Genomic DNA, 20,103 nt, shown 5'->3' on the forward strand with positions numbered 1-20,103 from the left:
AAGCACCAAGTGCTTCCCGCCTTTTAGAGAAGGAGGATGTATGACCTTCACAGATCTTGATTTATATTATTTACATACTGGTGAACATACCAGTCTTTATGAAAAAATGGGAGCCCACATCATCAAGGAGCGCAATAAAATCCTTGGTACCGAGTTTCGTGTCTTTGCCCCCAATGCCCAGACTGTTTTTCTGGTGGGCAATTTTAATGGCTGGCAAAAAAACCACCCCATGCAGCTTGAACAAGACGGGGTCTTTCAGCTCTATGTTGAGGGACTGAAATCACTTGAGGACTACAAGTACCTCATCGTGACCCATGACGGTCGAGAACTGTATAAGGCGGATCCCTATGCCTTCTTTAGCCAGATTCGTCCTAATACCGCCTCAACCACCTACAATGCCCGCTACAAGTTCAAAGATGAGGGTTGGATGTACAATCGGGTCCATTACGATTTCAAGGAAGCGCCATTTTCTGTCTACGAAGTCCACTTGGGCTCATGGCTGCAAAAAGGAACTGGAGAAGATACGGCTGATAGCTTTTATTCCTATAAGGAAATCGCACCGCTCCTCATCGACTATGTCAAGGAACACCAGTTTACCCATATCGAACTCCTGCCGATTACCGAGCACCCGCTCGATGCTTCTTGGGGCTACCAAGTGACCGGCTACTATAGCCCGACCAGTCGCTATGGCAAGCCTGATGAATTGAAATACCTCATCGACCAATGTCACCAAGCAGGAATCGGGGTCATTCTGGACTGGGTACCACTCCACTTCTGTAAGGACGCCCACGGACTCTATCAATTTGATGGCAGCTGGCTCTATGAATACGAGATTGAGGGCGACCGAGAAAATCAACAGTGGGGGACAGCCAATTTCGACCTCGGAAAAGGTGTGACCCGCTCCTTCCTCCTCTCCAATATCAAGTATTGGTTGCAGGAATTTCATTTTGACGGTATTCGTGTTGATGCGCTGTCCTACCTCCTTTATTGGCGGGGAGAGACCGAAGAAGACAAGCTCAACCATACAGCGATCGACTTTATCAAGCGGGTCAATGCGCTAATCCATACTGAATTTAAGGGTGTGGTGATGATTGCTGAAGATTCGTCTAGCTATCCTAAGGTGACCCATGCGCTAGAAGATGGCGGACTTGGATTTGACATGAAGTGGGACTTGGGCTGGATGAACGACACCCTCAAACACATGGAACGCCCGTCCATCTACCGCAAGCACCATTCCAATGAAATCACCTTTGGTATGTACTACAATCCGAGCGAGCAGTTTATTCTCCCGCTCTCACATGACGAAGTCGTCCACGGCAAGCTCTCCATTGTCAATAAGATGAATGGCGATTATGAGGACAAATTCCACTTAGCGCGTGCCTATTACAGCTATTTCTTTGCCCATCCCGGCAAAAAACTCCTCTTCATGGGAAATGAATGGGGGCATATCAGAGAATGGCACGAGTACACGCAAATGGACTGGAATCTGCTGGATTTCCCCATCCACCAATCCTTTGCCCAGATGATGAAGTCGCTCACCAACTTCTACCGTACGCACGATGCCTTCTGGAAATACGACTATCAAGCCCACGAAAAAGGCTTTAAATGGGCCAAAATTTCAGAAGAAGCCAATTGCTACGCCTTCTGCCGTTATAGTGATGAGGAAGAAATTCTCGTGGTCAATAATTTCAACGACCAAGAAGTCTATGACCTACCGCTTGATGTACCAGAAGGTGCTGAATACAAACTGGTCTTTTCTTCCAATGCCATTCCAACAGAAGATTTTACAATTACAGCAGACGAAAACGGCGCCCGCATTACCATACCGCGCCTCACGACCTATTACCTCGAACGAACCAATCCTGAACACGTCAAAAAGGATTGAAATAAGCCATTGAGGTGGAAGATTTAACAGATAAACCCAAGCTCTATTAAAACAAGTTCAAATGCCCTGCTAACTTACCATTCGATTTTTCGATTTTCGCGAGCGAAGCGAGCCTCATCAGATACTTTTCGCTGTGGTAAAAGTAGCGTCATGACGCTACTCGGAAATTTTGAGACCTTGGGCTCAAAATTTAGGTATGGAATTCCGCAGGAAGTCGCTACCGTCCGCACCACCTAAGAAAAGTAGCATAAAAGAACTTTTTCTTTAATCTAAAACCCCAATCCACGAAACGTGGATTGGGGTTTCATTCTATTCAACGGCTGTATATTTTGCTACTTCTTTCAAGTAGTTTTCGTATTCACCTGATTCAACCAATTCGTTGACGATTTTATCGATTTCTTCTTTCAAGCTACCGCTGTCTTTTGGCATGACAATCGCTTTTGTATTGGCATCTGTCTCTGGGAACTTGATATCTGCTACTGCAAGGTCTTTATTTTGAGAAGTATAGCCCAAGGCTACTGGCGAATCGAGCAAGACCGCATCGACCTGACCAGATTTCAACTCATTGATGGCTTCGCCCATTTGGGTCAAAGAGATAATGCTCGCATCTTTCAAATTCTCTTTGGCATAGACTTCTTGAGTGGTTCCTTTTTGAACTGCTACTTTTTTCCCAGCTAGGCTATCAGTAGAAGTATAGCTACTTGCTCCATCTTTTTTGACCAACAAGACGTCTTGAACATGGTAGTAAGCATCTGAGAAGTCAAAGACTTTCATCCGATCTTCTGATACAGAAAGCCCTGCAATCGCAATATCCGCCTTGCCATTTTGGACACTGTTTAAGACATTGTCAAAACTCATCGAAGATACTTCTAGCTTGACACCTAATTTTTCAGCAATTTTCTCTGCCATTAAAATGTCTGCACCGACAACCTTGTTCTTGCCATCTACCAAGGTCTGGAATTCAAAAGGTGCATAGTCAGGACTAGTCGCAACGACCAAGGTCCCTTTTTCTTTAATCTTGTCCAAGGGCGCTTTTGCCGCATCCTTACCACCTGTACCACACGCCGCCAAGGTCAAGCCTGCTGCAAGGGCTACTACTGCTGTCATCATTTTTTTCAATTTCATATTTCTTCCTCTTTTTCTATTGTTGGTATTCACTTCTGTTTGCTATCATTACGTCCGTCTTGCAAGAGCATCATCGGACTTTCGCAATCATTTTCATCTTTTTTCTCCTCTTTTCAAAAGATAATCCTATTGTAAGGTATTTTTATGCACTTGTCAACTGTTTTATTGCATTTTTATTCATTTTTTTGTAAAAAAATACAAAAACACTCAAAAAGACCCAGCATTTCTGCCAAGTCTTCTGCCTTTTTATCGAAAATGCTTATCCCATTCGCCCTCTTCATCTTTTTTCCGATAAAAGAATTCCGAAAGGGTCGGATCATCCATGACTTTCAACACTTCAAGAAGGTCGTAGGCTAGCTCCATCTGTGGCAGGTCTGATTTTGGAAGCCAAAACACTTCGCCCTCATCGCTCGATTGGAGCTGACCTGAAAAGGTTGTCGCCTTGTATAGAAAGACGATGTAGCGGTGCCCCTCCTTATCTGGCCAATGTTTGAGCCCAACAAGCTGGGGATGTTCAATGGTCAAGCCTGTTTCTTCCTGAACTTCTCGGACAACGGCATCATGAAAATTCTCATGCGCTTCGACATGTCCACCTGGGAATGCAAGACCTGACCAGCGGTAGCGTTTGGGGTCTCTGCGCTGGACGACGACGCGGCCTTCAGTATCTTCAATCAAACACATATTGGTCAGGGTGACCAGTTCCTTGCGGGACATACTTTCTCCTTAGGGTCTATAAATCATTCTTTTTTCAATCATTTCCTTGCCGAGACGGACAATCTTGGTGGCTCCATCAAAGCGAAATCCAACCCGCTCGTAGAAGCGGATGGCCCGTTCATTGCCGTCTAGCACCCAGAGGGCTACTTGCGGGAAATTTTTCAGTTGCTCCAAGGCAAACTCCATCAAGCGGTAGCCGATTTGCTGGCCGTAGTATTCTTCCAAAACATAGATGGCATAAATTTCTCCTGCATCTTCCAAATCTTCCTGAAGGGAGGCTGCACAGCAAACAAAGCCGACAATTTTATCCTCTATTTTTGCGACAAAGACATCTTTTGGATAATCAAAAGCCCATTTGCGACAGCGTTCCAAGGTATAGTCTTTCCAGAAATGTTCGGGCAGTAAATGGGAATAGGATTCTGTCCAGGCTTTCCAGTGAACATAGGCTTTTCCTTCTTTTTCGTCATCCGTTAGCATTGGGGTAATGGTCAGCATCAGAATACCTCCTTGAACAGCTTATATCATACCATTTTGATTGGAACTATGATACTATAAAATCTTAGAAAATGCAAGTTCTTCCCTATCTTGATGCTGGTTACTGAAACACACTGAAGCGCTCTGCTATTTGAAGCTGGCTGAACTCTTTTTTCTCAGCATACAAAAATCCCTACTGACGATTGCCAGTAAGGATTTCTTGTTGAGATGATTCATAAGGAAGGGCTGGGATTGCCACATCCGTTTGAATGGATAGGTAGGTCGAGGAATGACTTGTCTGACCCTATCGACATTCCTCGTACTCCCTACGTCTTCATTCGTTTTTCTTATTCCTCATCTTTTTTGGTTTTGCGTGAGGCAGCAGCTAGTCCTAATAGGCCTAATACTCCTAAACCGTATGGCATTGCCTTATCTTGCTCACTACCAGTTCTTGGTAACTGCTTGTGCATTCTAGCTGGATTAGCGTGGACTTGGATTGAACCAGCCTGACCACCAGCATTCTTGCCACCTTTAGGGTCGCCTTTGTGGTCGCCGCCTTTAGGGTCGCCTTTGTGGTCACCACCGTTAGAGCCACCTTTCTGGTCGCCACCTTTAGAGCCGCCGTTCTGGTCGCCGCCTTTAGAGCCGCCGTTCTGGTCACTACCGTTAGAGCCACCTTTCTGGTCACTACCTTTAGAGCCACCTTTCTGGTCGCTACCGTTAGAGCCACCTTTCTGGTCGCTACCGTTAGAGCCACCTTTCTGGTCACTACCGTTAGAGCCGCCGTTCTGGTCGCTACCGTTAGAGCCACTATGCTGATCATCACCCTTGTTTTGACCTGAATCGTCACCATTTGTAGCAGATGGTTTGCTTGAAGCGTCTTTCGGATCAGTCTTCTTAGCTACTTCTTCACCATCCGTAACACCATCATTGTCAGTATCAGGATTATTGATGTCAGTACCAAGTTCAAGCTCTTCACGGTTTGTGAGGCCATCATTGTCTGAATCTTCATCGAGGTTCAAGACTGGTTTGTCTGGGGTTTCGATACCAATTCCTACTTCGTGATGCGGTTTGCTTGATGGGTCTTTAGCATCAGTACCAGCTTTCTTCTCATCACCGTCTGACACACCATCTCCATCTGTATCATGACGACCTGGATCAGTACCATCAGCTTTTTCTTGACCATCACTTACACCATCTCCATCAGTATCTGATTTCAACGGATCAGTGTTGATTGCTTTTTCATCGCCATCTGACAAGCCATCGCCATCAGTATCTGATTTCAATGGATCAGTGTTCAATTCTTTTTCGTCACCGTCTGATAGACCATCACCATCTGAATCTGGGTTATTGATGTCAGTACCGTTTTCAAGCTCTTCGCCGTTGGTTACACCATCGTTGTCTGAATCTTCATCGAGGTTCAAGACTGGTTTATCTGGGGTTTCGATACCAATTCCTACTTCGTGGTGCGGTTTGCTTGATGGGTCTGTAGCATCAGTACCAGCTTTCTTCTCATCACCGTCTGACACACCATCACCATCGGTATCATGACGACCTGGATCAGTACCATCAGCTTTTTCTTGACCATCACTTACACCATCGCCATCAGTATCTGATTTCAACGGATCAGTGTTGATTGCTTTTTCATCACCATCTGACAAGCCGTCACCATCTGTGTCTGGTTTCAACGGATCAGTGTTTAATTCTTTTTCATCACCGTCTGATAGACCATCACCATCTGAATCTGGGTTATTGATGTCAGTACCGTTTTCAAGCTCTTCGCCGTTGGTTACACCATCGTTGTCTGAATCTTCATCGAGGTTCAAGACTGGTTTATCTAGGTTGCCAATGCCAATTCCTACTTCATGATGTGGAGTGCTTGTTGCTGCTTTTGGATCAGTACCCTTAGATACTTCCTCACCATCAGTTACACCGTCGCCGTCGGTGTCTGGGTTGTTGAGGTCTGTACCTTTTTCAAGTTCTTCACCATTTGTGAGACCGTCATTATCTGAATCTTCATCGAGGTTCAAGACTGGTTTGTCTGGGTTGCCAATACCAATTCCTACTTCATGATGTGGAGTGCTAGTCGCTGCTTTTGGATCAGTACCCTTAGATACTTCCTCACCATCAGTTACACCGTCGCCGTCTGTATCTGGGTTGTTAAGGTCGGTACCTTTTTCAAGTTCCTCACCATTTGTGAGACCGTCACCATCTGCATCCTCATCAAGGTTCAAGACTGGCTTATCTGGGTTGCCAATGCCAATTCCTATTTCAAGTTCCTCACCATTTGTGAGACCGTCACCATCTGCATCCTCATCAAGGTTCAAGACTGGTTTGTCTGGGGTTTCTGTACCTGTACCCACTTCATGGTGCGGAGTGCTTGTAGAAACAGTTGGGTCTGTGCCTTTCTTGACTTCCTCTCCATCGTTCACACCGTCGCCGTCTGTGTCTGGGTTGTTGAGGTCGGTACCTTTTTCAAGTTCCTCACCATTTGTGAGACCGTCATTATCTGAATCTTCATCGAGGTTCAAGACTGGTTTGTCTGGCGTTTCAATGCCTGTACCAATTTCATGGTTCGGCTTGCTAGTCGCAACAGTTGGATCACTTCCCTTAGATACTTCTTCGCCGTCAGTTACACCGTCGCCGTCTGTGTCTGGGTTATTGAGGTCAGTACCTTTTTCAAGCTCTTCACCGTTTGTGAGACCGTCACCGTCTGCGTCCTCATCAAGGTTCAAGACTGGTTTGTCTGGCGTTTCAATGCCAGTTCCAATTTCGTGGTGTGGAGTGCTTGTAGAAACAGTTGGATCAGTACCCTTAGATACTTCCTCACCATCAGTTACACCGTCGCCGTCTGTATCTGGGGTGTTGAGGTCAGTACCTTTTTCAAGCTCTTCACCATTTGTGAGACCATCATTGTCTGCGTCCTCATCAAGGTTCAAGACTGGCTTGTCTGGGGTTTCAATGCCAGTTCCAATTTCGTGGTTTGGCTTGCTAGTCGCAACAGTTGGATCTGTGCCTTTCTTGACTTCTTCACCATCGTTCACGCCGTCTTCATCAGTATCGGCGCTATTTGGATTGGTACCAAGTTCTTTTTCTTTGCCATCTGACAAACCATCATTGTCTGAATCTGGGTTCAATGGGTCGGTTCCATCTGCTTTTTCATCGCCGTCATTTACACCATCATTATCGCTGTCTGCGTTATTTGGATCAGTACCGTCTGCGATTTCTTGGTCATCAGACACACCATCGCCGTCAGTATCCTTAGGTGTTTCAACTGGTTTAGAAGCTGGATCTTTTGGATCGGTACCCTTAGATACTTCCTCACCATCGTTCACACCATCTTCATCAGTATCGGCGCTATTTGGATTGGTACCAAGTTCTTTTTCCTTGCCATCTGACAAACCATCATTATCTGAATCTGGATTCAATGGGTCGGTTCCATCTGCTTTTTCATCGCCGTCATTTACACCATCATTATCGCTGTCTGCGTTATTTGGATCAGTACCGTCTGCGATTTCTTGGTCATCTGACACGCCATCGCCGTCTGTATCCTTAGGTGTTTCAACTGGTTTAGAAGCTGGATCTTTTGGATCAGTTCCCTTAGACACTTCTTCGCCATCGTTCACGCCATCTTCATCAGTATCGGCGCTATTTGGATTGGTACCAAGTTCTTTTTCCTTGCCATCTGACAAACCATCATTATCTGAATCTGGATTCAATGGGTTAGTACCATCGGTTTTCTCAACGCCATCTGATACACCGTCATTATCTGAATCTGGGTTCAATGGGTTGGTACCATCGGTTTTCTCAACGCCATCTGATACACCATCATTATCTGAATCTGGGTTCAATGGGTTGGTACCATCTGCTTTTTCATCGCTGTCTGATACACCGTCATTATCTGAATCGCCATTCAATGGGTTGGTACCATCGGTTTTCTCAACGCCATCTGATACACCGTCATTATCTGAATCTGGATTCAATGGGTTAGTACCATCTGCTTTTTCATCGCTGTCTGATACGCCATCATTGTCTGAATCTGGGCTCAATGGGTTGGTACCATCGGTTTTCTCAACGCCATCTGATACACCGTCATTATCTGAATCTGGATTCAATGGGTTAGTACCATCTGCTTTTTCATCGCTGTCTGATACACCATCATTGTCTGAATCTGGGCTCAATGGGTTAGTACCATCTGCTTTTTCATCGCTGTCTGATACGCCATCATTGTCTGAATCTGGGTTCAATGGGTCTGTGCCATCAGTTTTTTCATCACCGTCAGACACACCATCATTGTCGCTATCTGCGCTATTTGGATCAGTACCGTCAGCTTTTTCATCACTATCAGAAACACCGTCGTTATCTGAATCGCCATTCAATGGGTTGGTACCGTCTGCTTTTTCATCACCATCAGACACACCATCGTTATCTGAATCTGGATTCAATGGATCAGTACCATCTGCTTTTTCATCGCCGTCATTTACACCATCATTATCGCTATCTACGTTATTTGGATCAGTACCGTCTGCGATTTCTTGGTCATCTGACACGCCATCGCCGTCAGTATCTTTGTCTGCGTCATGAATGATTGTAACAGGAACCTCAAGCTCATCTGTTGAATGGTCTGGGTAGGTCACCACTACTGGGACAGTATACGTACCCGGTGTGGTTGGAAGTTCTGCACCATCTTTCAACGTAACAGTTCCGTCACCCTTGTTCTCTACTGCACCTGTGACGTCAGCTTCGGTCAACTCGCCCTCTTTCTTCTCTATTGGAGTGGTTGGAGCGGTTGGATTGTACTTGTCCTTGTCCGCTACACGAGTGACTTCGACTGGTACATTAACCGTTTCCTTACTGCCGTCTGCGTAGGTCACTTCAACTGGAACAGGGTGAGTACCGACAGTTGTTGGAATATCACCTTTAACCACTTTATCAGTGATAGTAGCACCATCTGGAGCTGTAACGGCGTTGGTCACATCGTCAGCTGTCACAGGGCTTGTTTCTGGTTTGGTAACCTTAGTCACGGTTGGCTGATACTTGTCCTTATCCGCTACACGGGTGACTTCGACTGGTACATTAACCGTTTCCTTACTGCCGTCTGCGTAGGTCACTTCAACTGGAACTGTTCCTGAACCGACTGCCGTTGGAATGTTACCTGTAACACGCTTGTTGGTAATCGTTGCACCATTTGGAGCTGCAACGGCGTTGGTTACATCGGTCGCGGTGATTGGTGTAGTTTCTGGTTTGGTAACCTTAGTTACGGTTGGTTGGTACTTGTCTTTATCTGCGACACGAGTAATCTCAACTGGAACGTTGACGGTTTCCTTACTGCCATCACCATAGGTCACTTCGACTGGAACAGTGCCAGTGCCGACTGTGGTTGGAAGGTTGCCTGTAACACGCTTGTTGGTAATACGAGCGCCCCTTGGTGTGCCGACTGCGTTTTTCACGTCATCAGCGGTCACTGGGCTTGTTTCTGGCTTGGTAACCTTAGTTACGGTTGGTTGGTACTTATCTTTGTCCTCTACCTTAATTGCTCTTGTACTTCCTGCAATCCGGTTATATGGATTCCGTTCACCAGATAATGTCATCCCTGCCAAGAATGGTAGGTCTCCCCTAACATTGGGAGCAATTTCTCCAGTCACAACCATACGATACGCAGCCCTTCCAGGATTTTCCCAAGAAGCATACACTTCATTCATCTGATTTCTTAGGTTGGTATTTAGAAAGTCTTTAAATCCAGTATCGTCACCACGCGCTACACGAGTATCCCATAAATTATCAAATCCCCCGTTTGCTCTTGAACCTACAAAACGAGAAATCCCAGTATGAAAACCAGTCGAATCAACACTCCATTCTGGCTTCCACTGATGATTCACTTCAACACCAGCATCATATTTTTCAATCGAGTTGACCGTTACCCCTGACGGTATCGCAAAGTAGATAAAGGGTCTAGCAGTCCATGGCTCATTTGCAAGGTTATACTGGATATCCCACACAACCGTTTTCTTACCAGTTCTAGCATCGGTCAGAATCTGTTGGGTGTAGACGACTGACTTGTCCACATTTTCAATTTTCTCATTTCTTAGGATAAGCCCACTACTGTTAAGAGCCTTAAAAGAGCCATCTGACTGCCGCTCAACAAGTCGGAACCCTGTCCCTTCAGGGAATTTTTGTGCCGCCCGCACGGTCTTGCTGGCTTCAATCTCGTAAGTCGCTCCTTGATAACGAATGGTCACAGTACCATCAGGACCGACAAAGACGACATCTGCGGTCAGTTGAGGGTTGGCTTTCAAGACACGTCTCGCAATGCGCTCACGGTCATAGTCTGTCAGCATGGTAATGTCTGCTACCACAACTTGTTGTGGCATTACTGGCACAAATACTGGTGCAGTTGCTACTTTTTCAGCTGGTTTTTCTTCTGGTTGTGCTACAGCAACCGTAGCTTCTGGCGCTACCTGTTCTTCACTTGCTGTTTCAGCTTTCGCTTCAGCTGGCTTTTCTGCTCTTACTTCACTTGGTGCTACTGGCTTCACACCGTTTAAGGCCTTATCTGCTGCCTGCAAGGCTTTCAAAGCCTGATCCACTTCCTCTTGAGTGGCACGGTCATTTTTTAGTAAGGCCTTAGCTGCTTCAAGGGCTTTATCATAGTCTGCCTTGGTCGTCGCATAGACATAGCGGTCTTCTTCTGCGACATGCGCTAGGCGCTCCACTTCTGCTTGTAGGGCTGTTTTGTCAGCGGGCTGAACTGCCACATCTGCTGATGTCGCTTCTGGCTTTGTTTCTGACGCATCTGCCACTGGTGTTTCTGAACTTGCAGGGCTCTCTTGGCTGCTAGCCTGTTCACTAGTAGCTGTCTCTGTAACTGCTGAAGCTACGGTTTCAGGAGCCACAAGATTTTCTGGAGCGCTCGCTTCTACACTTGCAGCGGTCTCTGTAACAGTTGAAATTGCGGTTTCAGGAGCTGCAAGACCATCTGTTCCTGCTGGTTCACTGACCACCGTCTCTGCAACGCTTGAAGCTACTGTTTCAGGTTCTTCAGCTAAAGCCGTTGGCGTACCAACAATCAGGGCACCCAAAAAGACTGAAAATACCCCGACTTTAAACTTTCTTATTGAAAATCGTTCCTGTCGTTTAAAAAACATTCTTTTCTCCTTTTTTCTTGATTTTGAACGAATGATAAACCATCCTCGGACCCATCTCCTAGGTCCTTATTTTCCAAACAACTACATTCCACCTTTCTTTTCGTGATAAAAAATAGAGGCCTGATACAAACCCCCATTTCAAAGATAGATAGGCAAGAGTACCGAAACTCTCGTCTACCTTGACTTTTAGGCAGTAACACGATACAATAAGAATACCACTAATTATTGTGTGTTGGTCAGCCAATCACCCCCGGTTGTCTGACGCACTTTTTGCTTGTTGCCAGATTCCGGAAATGCTACTTCTCTTCTCGGATACCTCCCAATACTGTGTTTTTTTGAAAGGGAAGGATTGTGAACTGTATTCCTTACATATTTGCAACTGATTTAGGGATTTGGATGATCACTCTGCAAGTATATGCGAAAAAGTTTGGTAGTAAATGGGAGCTATCCGCAGAAAGAGATGTACATTTTATACCTACTCTTCAATAGGTATAACAAAAAAATCAAGAGGTTGATTTCTTTATTATATCTATTGCCAACTTCCTATCCCCATGGAACCGTTATCAGGTAAGCAAAAACATAGACATCTATTTTTTGTGTAATCAACTGATTATACGCCTATTATATAATCATTTGATTACCTTGTCAATACATTTGCCTCAATATTTTATATTTTTTAGAAAGAAAACCGATGTTTACAAAACGACTAAAAGATTTACGCCTCAAAGCTGGTCTCACCCAGCGTGAAATCGCGGATTATTTCAAGACAAGCCCGCAAAGTTATGCCCAGTGGGAAAAAGGTCTCCGCAAGCCCACAAGCGACAGTTTAGAAAAACTCGCCCATTATTTTGACGTTTCAACCGACTACCTCCTCGGCAAGTCCGAACTCAAGCAACACTCTAGCACCCTCCTCACCGAAGCCGAACAAGCCTTCCGCACCGCCATCGACACCTACCAACTCACTCCCGACGCACAAGACACCCTCAAGAAAGAACTCGCAACCTTCATCGAACAGCGCGCCAAAGACCTCACCGCAGACAACTAAAGCGCGCTTCCCGCACCCTACACAGTGCTATTCTCCCTAATGCAAAAGCATACCGTAACCTTTTTCTACCATCTCCCTTGCCAACCATCAAAAAACATGGTATAATGACAACAGAAAAGGAGCTGGACTGCAATCCAACTCCCACGTAGAACCGTTTAAGACGGTGGCTCAGTTTAACGATTTAATCTCGTCCTACTTCACCAAAAGTTTCAAGACGGGATTATTTTTTATCTCGAAGCAGGATTAAAGCAACTACAAGTGTTAATAAACTGATGGTAAATCCACCAAATCCTAACATAACTTGCAATGCCTCTGCAACTGACAAGATGCTACTCCTTTCTAAGTGGATTTCTGTACTTACATTCATAAGCACCACCCCTTTCAAAATTTGTAGCCACCGTCTCACTTTTCTACTGGATTATTATATCATACCTTTGCATGGATGAACAAGTAAAAGATACATCATTTTTTAAGAAAGTACCTACTTGCATTCTCCATGTAAAATGGTATAATGATAATAGAAAAGGAGTTGAGCAGCAACTCAACTCCCATGTAGAACCGTTTAAGACGGTGGCTCGTTTTAGTTAAAAAATAACCGTTAACTTGCCAAAGTTGGGACGGTTATTTTTTTGATTTGTCTTTGAAGATTTTATAGCACAAGCCTATCAAGCTGATAGTAAAACTACCGAACATGAATAGAACTTCCACCACTTCAAATGCTGTCAAAAATTAGCCCCTCCTTTCCGTTAGATTTTGATGATTTGCCCATAGGCCTCACCTACCTTTCAGAACAAGGAGCCACCGTCTCACTTTTCTACTGGACTATTATATCATACCTTTGCATGGATGAACAAGTAAAAGATACATCATTTTTTAAGAAAGTACCTACTTGCATTATCCATGTAAAATGGTATAATGATAATAGAAAAGGAGTTGGACGGCAATCCAACTCCCACGTAGAACCGTTTAAGACGGTGGCTCGTTTTAGCTATTAAAAATAACCGCTACTGGCCAAAGTATTGACGGTTATTTTTTTGATTTGTCTTTGAAGATTTTATAGCACAAGCCTATCAAGCTGATAGTAAAACTACCGAACATGAATAGAACTTCCACCACTTCAAATGCTGTCAAAAATTAGCCCCTCCTTTCCGTTAGATTTTGATGAACTGTCCATAGACATCACCTACCTTTCAGAATAAGGAGCCACCGTCTCACTTTTCTACTAGATTATTATACCATACCTTTGCATGGATGAACAAGTAAAAAATCGTGTTTCTTTGTTAGAAGCACGATTTTTTTGTGGATTAAATCTCCCATTTAAAGACAGTTTTAAAGGAGGTTGAAAGATCAGATGCAACAATCTTAAGAAAAGATACTATGATAGAATCTGTTTAAAATTCTTAATTGTATTATAAAATGCATCTCTTTTTATAAGTAAGTATACTCCATAAAAAACGATATATGACATAATTGCCATCATAGGTGATAAGAACCAACCTGACAAAATAAATATCATGGTTAATATCACTTCAAAATACATGTCTTTTTTGACATCTATCTCCAACTCTCTTGCAACTGCACCTTCTGCCAAAACACATCTAAAAGCCAATAAAATCACTATACTGACTATGGCTAAATCTAAATTCTTTAATACAAAAGCAGTAAAAAGTGTTAAACACAAGCTTAAGATAACTGTTTGAACATTAATTTTAAGAATGTATCTTTCCATCCGTAGTGCTTTTAAATATGTATTGATAAGTAAGGACATTTTACTTTCATAAATAGCCATCGGAAAAATAAGAACCATGTACTTTACACTATCAATATACTGAGGAATCCAATACCCTAATACTAACCTTAATGGATAGTAAAGAATTAAAATTCCTAAAATAATGGGCATTAGTATATTTCGTAAACTTTCATATAATAATGGCAACTTTCGACGATCCAAACGTTTTAACATGGGAAAAATTACAATACCGACCGCATTAATAAAGATCATCATAAGATTAGAAATACTTAATGTTAACGATACTTTACCAAAAGTTGCAATATCCCACTGCCTCTCAATCCCTAAGCGTACTGTTCCAATAATAAGAAGACTAGCTACATTAGATAGCATTAGATTACTTCCTACCCTAATATTATCAAAAATCTCAACACAGTCTAGTTTAAAATAAGATAATTTTTTTAATAAAATAGAACGGCATAAATAGAGACCATATAATAATGAAATAAATCTCGCACTGACATCTACATAGATCATAACTCGATAATCTTTTATATCTACTAAGATAATGCTTATCAATAGAATTGCATATAAAACCCTATCTAAAATTATGATTGCCGAACTTTCCTTGATTCGGTTAGTTGTTTGTAAGATATAAATTATGAAAAAGCGTAAATTAGTTAATAGTAATGTAATCCCTAGTTGTCCGAAAATGAATTTTTTCTCGTTATTGGTAACAATGAAACCATAAATAAAAATTAAAATAGCTATAGTAGATTGAAAAAGAACATACATTACAAACTGAGAATAAAATTTCTTTTTATCTAACTCTTCAAAATGTGATCCACCATACTTTAAATATATGCCATCAATCCAGCCAAGATGAAAGAATCCGACATAACTCACATAAAACAAGTATAGCTGCCAGTAGCCATAGCTTTCTACTCCTATCAACTTTGGCAACACTAAAATAACCAAAGTTGAGACTAGCATACTTAGCAAATTGGAAAATATTGCATAGCCAGAATTGACTAATATTTTTTTTATTTTATTATTCATTTTGCGTCACTCGACCGTGTCTCATAGATTGAATCAACCCAGTAAAAATAGTAGGTAAATCAACAGTGGGTTTCCAACCCAGATTTTCTAACTTTTTAGTCAGCAATTTCAATTTTACCTCAGGATTATAACCAAACTTATTAATATCTTGGAAATCAAATACTACTTTTGTAGCTGATGACTCATCCAAGGAGGTTACTAATTCTGCCATATCTTTAATTGAAATAAGAGTATCTTCGTTTGCCACATTATACGCTTCTTCACTTTGACCTAAAATCAATACGTATAGTATACCAGTAATTGCGTCCTTAATAGAACAATAGTTTCTCTCTGTGCTTCCAGCTGTGTGCAATACAATATCTTTTTTTTCAATTACTGAACGTGCAAACTGTGCAAATACTCGGTTATCTTCATAGTTCACCCCAGGTCCAAAAGTCTGGCACAGTCTAGCAACTTTCACAGGCAAATGATATTGCGTCGCATAGGATATACTCAAACTTTCAGCTAAACGCTTTCCCTCCGAATAGCTACTACGAGCATTGGCAGGATTTAAATATCCAAAATCATCCTCTGAAACATCTTTTTGACCATTAAAGGAACCATAGACTTCCAGTGAAGATAGTAATACAAAACCCGTAATACTTTTTACTTTAGCCAACTCTAACATATTACGAGTGCCATCGACCACTGTAAAAATAGTATCCACTGGCTTTTGGACAAAATCCAAGGAATTAGTTATGCTTGCTCCATGAATAATGTAATCAATAGAGTCTGCAACTTCAATTCTATCTCTAACATCTCCTTCTACTACCTGAAGCTCAGCGATATCATCACCAAAAATAGATTTAGCTTTCAATAATGACCGAACTAATATAGTAATACCTATATTCAAATTATACTTCTTATTTGCAGTTAATAACGCAAGGACGATCTGTGAACCAATCAACCCTGTAGCACCTGTTATAAATATTTTCTTCGTATGCAAATGCTCAAAAAGCTCTTTATTTTCAGACACTAGTGCCTCTATCTCTGTAACTACATATTTATCAAACATTTTTATCCAAATACCTGTTCATTTTCTCTAGAATCATAAATAGCCTTAAAAATATAGAAATCGGAAGGTGTTGTAATTTTAATATTCTCTGCTCCTCCCATTACTGTATGTAATTTCATACCATAATGTCGCACCAATGTCGCTGAATCCGTCATATTAAATAGATTATCTTGCTGGGCTTTTAAATGCAATCGAAAAATGTCTTTAAAATAAAAAGTTTGAGGAGCTACTGCTGTTTGGCAACTATCTCGATCAACAACATTCGTAATCGAACTATTTTCATCAACTTGTATTACGGTTTCAATAACAGGCTTAACAGTAACAGTTGCACCATACTTTCGGACACTTTCGATGTTTTTACTAATAATGTCCGCATCTATAAGAGGACGAACTCCATCATGGATTAACACAACATCATCATCACTTTTTACTAATTTTTGAACAGCCTCTAAACCATTAAAGATTGACAATTGCCCGGTTCTACCACCTGATACAATTTCTCTAACTTTTGATATTTGATATTTAACTAATAAACTTCGTAAATAATCATGCCACCCCTCTACACAGACAACAATAATATTATCAATCTTCGGATGATTTTCAAAATGCTCAATCGTATGAATAATAATAGGTTTTCCGTGCAACTCGAGAAATTGTTTCGGTTTCGTTGTTATCTTCATTCTTGTACCGGTTCCACCAGCAAAAATGACTACTGAATTACTTCCCTTCATTTATCTCCTCCTTCAAATATACTCTTATTCTTCGAATGTACCAATAAAAAATAGCTACCCATCCAATTTCATAAAGCGACCCTAAATGAAATCTATTAAAAAATTGCTCTAAAATAGTGAAGTAGGCTAATGGATAAATAGTTAGAGCATAGAAAATCCATGAAAACATATACTGACTTTTTCGAGTCCATGAATACAGTGTCTCAAAGAACAAGCCCATAATAAATGGAAAGATTACCATTCCAAAATAACCAAAGTCCTCTACAAAAGGACGCATTGCTGAGTAGATATTTGATTCATAAACAAAGCCTGTTTTAGATGTATAGATAATAAATTCAGAAAAAACAGAACCTTTATGCACTAAACTTTCTATTCCCAATCTTCCTAAGACACCCAAAAATGAACGAAAAGTTACCAATCCAAATTTATAATCTATTGGCGGTGACTCATTAAGATAAAGATTGAAATTATACAGACCTGATCCACCATAGAGACTGATAGCACGGCTAAAATCTGATTTATAGCCTTTTAATTTACCAAAGATATAAAAAATACCTACAGCCAATACTACATAAAATGCCAATTTTGCCAGTAGTCTGAAATGAGCTCGAGTTATTTTTCCCTTATTAGTAGCTGTAAAAAACAGTATCCAAAGCACAACACAATAAATAAAGAAACGTAATAGTATGTTGCGATCAGTTGAGATAGCAGCCATTAATAAAAATATAATAATAACAACAAAATGAGTCAACTGACTTTTACCTGTTTTTACTACATATTTATCCAATAAAAATTGAAAAAAACTAATATTTGCAATAGCTGTTAAAATTTTCACTAACTGATTAACAATGAAAGTATTTGAACCGCTATGCTCAACGTTTCTATCATAAATTTGACGTAGCATAAAGCTAAAATCCGTTGATAACTGAATTCCTCTAAAAATAAGAAGGACATAGAATATCATAGCAATTATAGCTATCCAAAATAACAACTTACTAGGACTAGCCATGATAAATAAGCTACCATCCTTAGAACTTTCCGATATAACAAGAGACTTCTTTCTTACATTAAAATAATCTATGACGAGAGTTCCTATATAAAAAGACAAGATAGCTGTCAAAGTATAAATCATGAAACGATTACTCAAAACTACATCCCAGTTTTTCTGATTAACCATCATAATGCTCGAGGCTAAAATAAACGATAACAAAAAAATAATGTTCGGCCTTATCAAGCTTCTCCACTTATAAAAATCGATTCCTAGCAAAACAAAGGATACTAATAATAATAGATAAATCATAATTCTCCTTACAACCTAAAATTTTATTCAAATATATGCGTTCTAAATCAGATTGAAGATAATTTTTAATCTGATTGCCCATTTAGACTCATTAGATAAGGAAAATAAACGACTATTTCTTATCAAAGCCACTTTAGATGAGAAGTCCCGTTGGTAGCCACTTAATATTTTTAAATCTGATAGAATCGTGCTCTCCATCATATCTTCAAATTTCTCAATTAATTCCGTCGCTAATAGACTTCTGCCATTTCTTTTTGACTTATTGCGTAACTTTTTACACCAATTAATATAGATATTTTCTTTTTTGACCCCTACTACATTATTTTCATGTTGTCGATAATAAATAAAGGCATCCGTGTCATATATTATTTCGCCGATAAGACTAGCAACCATGGCAACCCAAACATCATGAATCCTAACGTTTAATAAATCGCTCGACGGTCTACGTTCCTTAGCAATTAAAGCAGTCTGAAGTGGTTTATTCCACACCATAGTACAGCCTGTTACTAGATTATTCGTTAAAATTTGAAGGCTACTTACATTTATCAACTGTTGATGTCTCAGTCCAATAACACGTGCCTCTTGATCAACTAAAGTTTGATTTGAGCAATATAACATTGGTTTTTGTGTTTCTATATTATCTATAGTTTTTATAGCCTCAAATAATTTTTCTGGTAACCATATATCATCTTGATCACAAAAAGCATAATAATCATAATCTATTCCAGCCTGATATAACGCTTCCATAAAACTATTGCCAACTCCAAGATTAAGCCCATCATTCTTTACAAAAATAAGACTATCCGCATAAGACTCTAATATCTCTAACGTTGTATCTTGAGAACAATCATCTCTAACAAAAATGCTTACCTCAACTCCTTCTTGTTGCAATAAACTATCTATTTGTTCTCTTAAATAGTTTTCGCCATTATAGGTACTCATGATAATGGCAACTTTGGGTTTATTCATGTATTATCTCCAGTAGTATTGTGCCCTATGGTGCGAAACTTGCTGTTCTATAGGGGGTAGCTGCATATAGTTCCCATAATGTTTAGTCAAGTAGGCATCATAGTCCAAAATGATGTCGAAATCATATCCTTCAAATTGAATAGTTTGGTAGTTCTTAAACGTAGAAGCTAACATAATCTCCTTCTCACGATAGACCCCACTAATACAGCCTGCAAAGTGAGATGTCTCAAAGTCATTTAGTTGACAAGTTGCATCTACTGACTGGCATAACTTCTGCTTATTCACAAATCTACTCATTAAAAAGAGCAACATACGCACTGGCTCAAATAGAATCGATCTTGTTTCACTTCTAAAATACTTTTTCCATTTTGAAGCAACTAATAATTCTCTTTTAAAGCGTCCCTTATTAAAGTTTCTTAAAGCGATAGAATCATTATTACCTAAACCATCAATTGGAAAAATATCAATGCTGACTCCCATCTTATAATCTATCTCACGTGAGTCATCGACAAGATATGTTCTTCTATCACTAATTCTAGTAAATAAATCAAAATAATTTTCTGTATAATTCAATGATAAACAATCAAACCCACAATTATCATGATGGCAATATTCTAAAAATTTTTCATAATCAACGCGAGGCATCATAATATCAATATCATCATCCCACGGAATAAAACCACCATGGCGGATAGCTCCTAAAAGCGTCCCTCCCCCTAATGAATAACGAAAAGAATTTTCTTTACAAATCTTATCAAATTCAATTAGTAAGTCAAGAGCAACTCTCTGTACTTCCTTTAGCTTTAGTTCTACCATTATTTACTGATACCTTCTTACATTCTCTACTATTTTTATGATTTCATTTTTTATATA

General features: G+C 40.7%; 15 protein-coding genes. 2 read left to right on the top strand and 13 right to left on the bottom strand.

The genetic code is table 11. From position 1 onward, the window contains the following. Positions 1-40: 40 nt before the first annotated feature. Positions 41-1,885 (top strand): 1,4-alpha-glucan branching protein GlgB, encoded by a 1,845-nt coding sequence (gene glgB, locus BU202_RS05220; protein WP_075104743.1) that lies wholly within the window; start codon positions 41-43, stop codon positions 1,883-1,885. 309 nt (positions 1,886-2,194) lie between these two features. Here glgB and BU202_RS05225 read toward each other — a convergent pair whose 3' ends face one another. The 4 genes from BU202_RS05225 to BU202_RS05240 all read right to left on the bottom strand — a co-directional run bounded on the left by BU202_RS05225 (position 2,195) and on the right by BU202_RS05240 (position 11,343). Beyond that, positions 2,195-3,010 (bottom strand): transporter substrate-binding domain-containing protein, encoded by an 816-nt coding sequence (locus BU202_RS05225; RefSeq protein WP_167364743.1) that lies wholly within the window; start codon positions 3,008-3,010, stop codon positions 2,195-2,197. A 246-nt stretch (positions 3,011-3,256) separates the two neighbouring features. Next, positions 3,257-3,724, bottom strand: a complete 468-nt coding sequence (locus BU202_RS05230; RefSeq protein WP_075104744.1) for an 8-oxo-dGTP diphosphatase — start codon at positions 3,722-3,724, stop codon at positions 3,257-3,259. A 9-nt stretch (positions 3,725-3,733) separates the two neighbouring features. Next, entirely contained in the window at positions 3,734-4,219 is a 486-nt protein-coding gene (locus tag BU202_RS05235) for a GNAT family N-acetyltransferase (protein WP_244149022.1), read from the bottom strand. Positions 4,220-4,545: 326 nt separating this feature from the next. Next, a complete protein-coding gene (locus BU202_RS05240) occupies positions 4,546-11,343 on the bottom strand; it encodes a Rib/alpha-like domain-containing protein (protein WP_075104746.1) in 6,798 nt (2,265 codons plus the stop codon). Positions 11,344-12,034: 691 nt separating this feature from the next. Between BU202_RS05240 and BU202_RS05245 the strand changes: the two genes are divergently transcribed. Then, positions 12,035-12,388 (top strand): helix-turn-helix domain-containing protein, encoded by a 354-nt coding sequence (locus BU202_RS05245; protein ID WP_075104747.1) that lies wholly within the window; start codon positions 12,035-12,037, stop codon positions 12,386-12,388. A gap of 220 nt (positions 12,389-12,608) precedes the next feature. Here BU202_RS05245 and BU202_RS05250 read toward each other — a convergent pair whose 3' ends face one another. The 9 genes from BU202_RS05250 to BU202_RS05280 all read right to left on the bottom strand — a co-directional run bounded on the left by BU202_RS05250 (position 12,609) and on the right by BU202_RS05280 (position 20,046). Continuing rightward, the gene (locus tag BU202_RS05250) at positions 12,609-12,755 is read right to left on the bottom strand and encodes a putative holin-like toxin (RefSeq protein ID WP_083605757.1); all 147 of its coding nucleotides are present in this window, start codon (positions 12,753-12,755) and stop codon (positions 12,609-12,611) included. Positions 12,756-13,009: 254 nt separating this feature from the next. Continuing rightward, the gene (locus BU202_RS10735) at positions 13,010-13,081 is read right to left on the bottom strand and encodes a putative holin-like toxin (RefSeq protein ID WP_341860430.1); all 72 of its coding nucleotides are present in this window, start codon (positions 13,079-13,081) and stop codon (positions 13,010-13,012) included. A gap of 333 nt (positions 13,082-13,414) precedes the next feature. Continuing rightward, entirely contained in the window at positions 13,415-13,486 is a 72-nt protein-coding gene (locus tag BU202_RS10740) for a putative holin-like toxin (protein WP_341860430.1), read from the bottom strand. Between the two features lie 277 nt (positions 13,487-13,763). Continuing rightward, entirely contained in the window at positions 13,764-15,176 is a 1,413-nt protein-coding gene (locus BU202_RS05255) for an MATE family efflux transporter (RefSeq protein WP_075104748.1), read from the bottom strand. Next, positions 15,169-16,230 carry an NAD-dependent epimerase/dehydratase family protein gene (locus tag BU202_RS05260; protein WP_075104749.1) on the bottom strand — a complete coding sequence of 354 codons (1,062 nt, stop codon included), beginning with the start codon at positions 16,228-16,230 and terminating at the stop codon, positions 15,169-15,171. The genes BU202_RS05255 and BU202_RS05260 overlap by 8 nt, the downstream gene beginning before the upstream one ends. Positions 16,231-16,232: 2 nt before the next feature. Further along, positions 16,233-16,961: a 2-C-methyl-D-erythritol 4-phosphate cytidylyltransferase gene (ispD, locus tag BU202_RS05265; protein WP_075104750.1), complete on the bottom strand. Its 729-nt coding sequence runs from the start codon at positions 16,959-16,961 to the stop codon at positions 16,233-16,235. After that, complete coding sequence (locus tag BU202_RS05270; RefSeq protein ID WP_075104751.1) at positions 16,948-18,261, bottom strand: O-antigen polymerase; 1,314 nt, start codon at positions 18,259-18,261, stop codon at positions 16,948-16,950. Before BU202_RS05270 ends, ispD begins: the two co-directional genes overlap by 14 nt. A 42-nt stretch (positions 18,262-18,303) precedes the next feature. After that, complete coding sequence (locus BU202_RS05275) at positions 18,304-19,230, bottom strand: glycosyltransferase family 2 protein (protein ID WP_075104752.1); 927 nt, start codon at positions 19,228-19,230, stop codon at positions 18,304-18,306. 3 nt (positions 19,231-19,233) lie between these two features. Next, the gene (locus BU202_RS05280) at positions 19,234-20,046 is read right to left on the bottom strand and encodes a LicD family protein (protein WP_075104753.1); all 813 of its coding nucleotides are present in this window, start codon (positions 20,044-20,046) and stop codon (positions 19,234-19,236) included. Positions 20,047-20,103 lie beyond the last annotated feature (57 nt).

Source organism: Streptococcus cuniculi (genome assembly GCF_001921845.1).
In the GTDB taxonomy this organism is placed as follows: domain Bacteria; phylum Bacillota; class Bacilli; order Lactobacillales; family Streptococcaceae; genus Streptococcus; species Streptococcus cuniculi.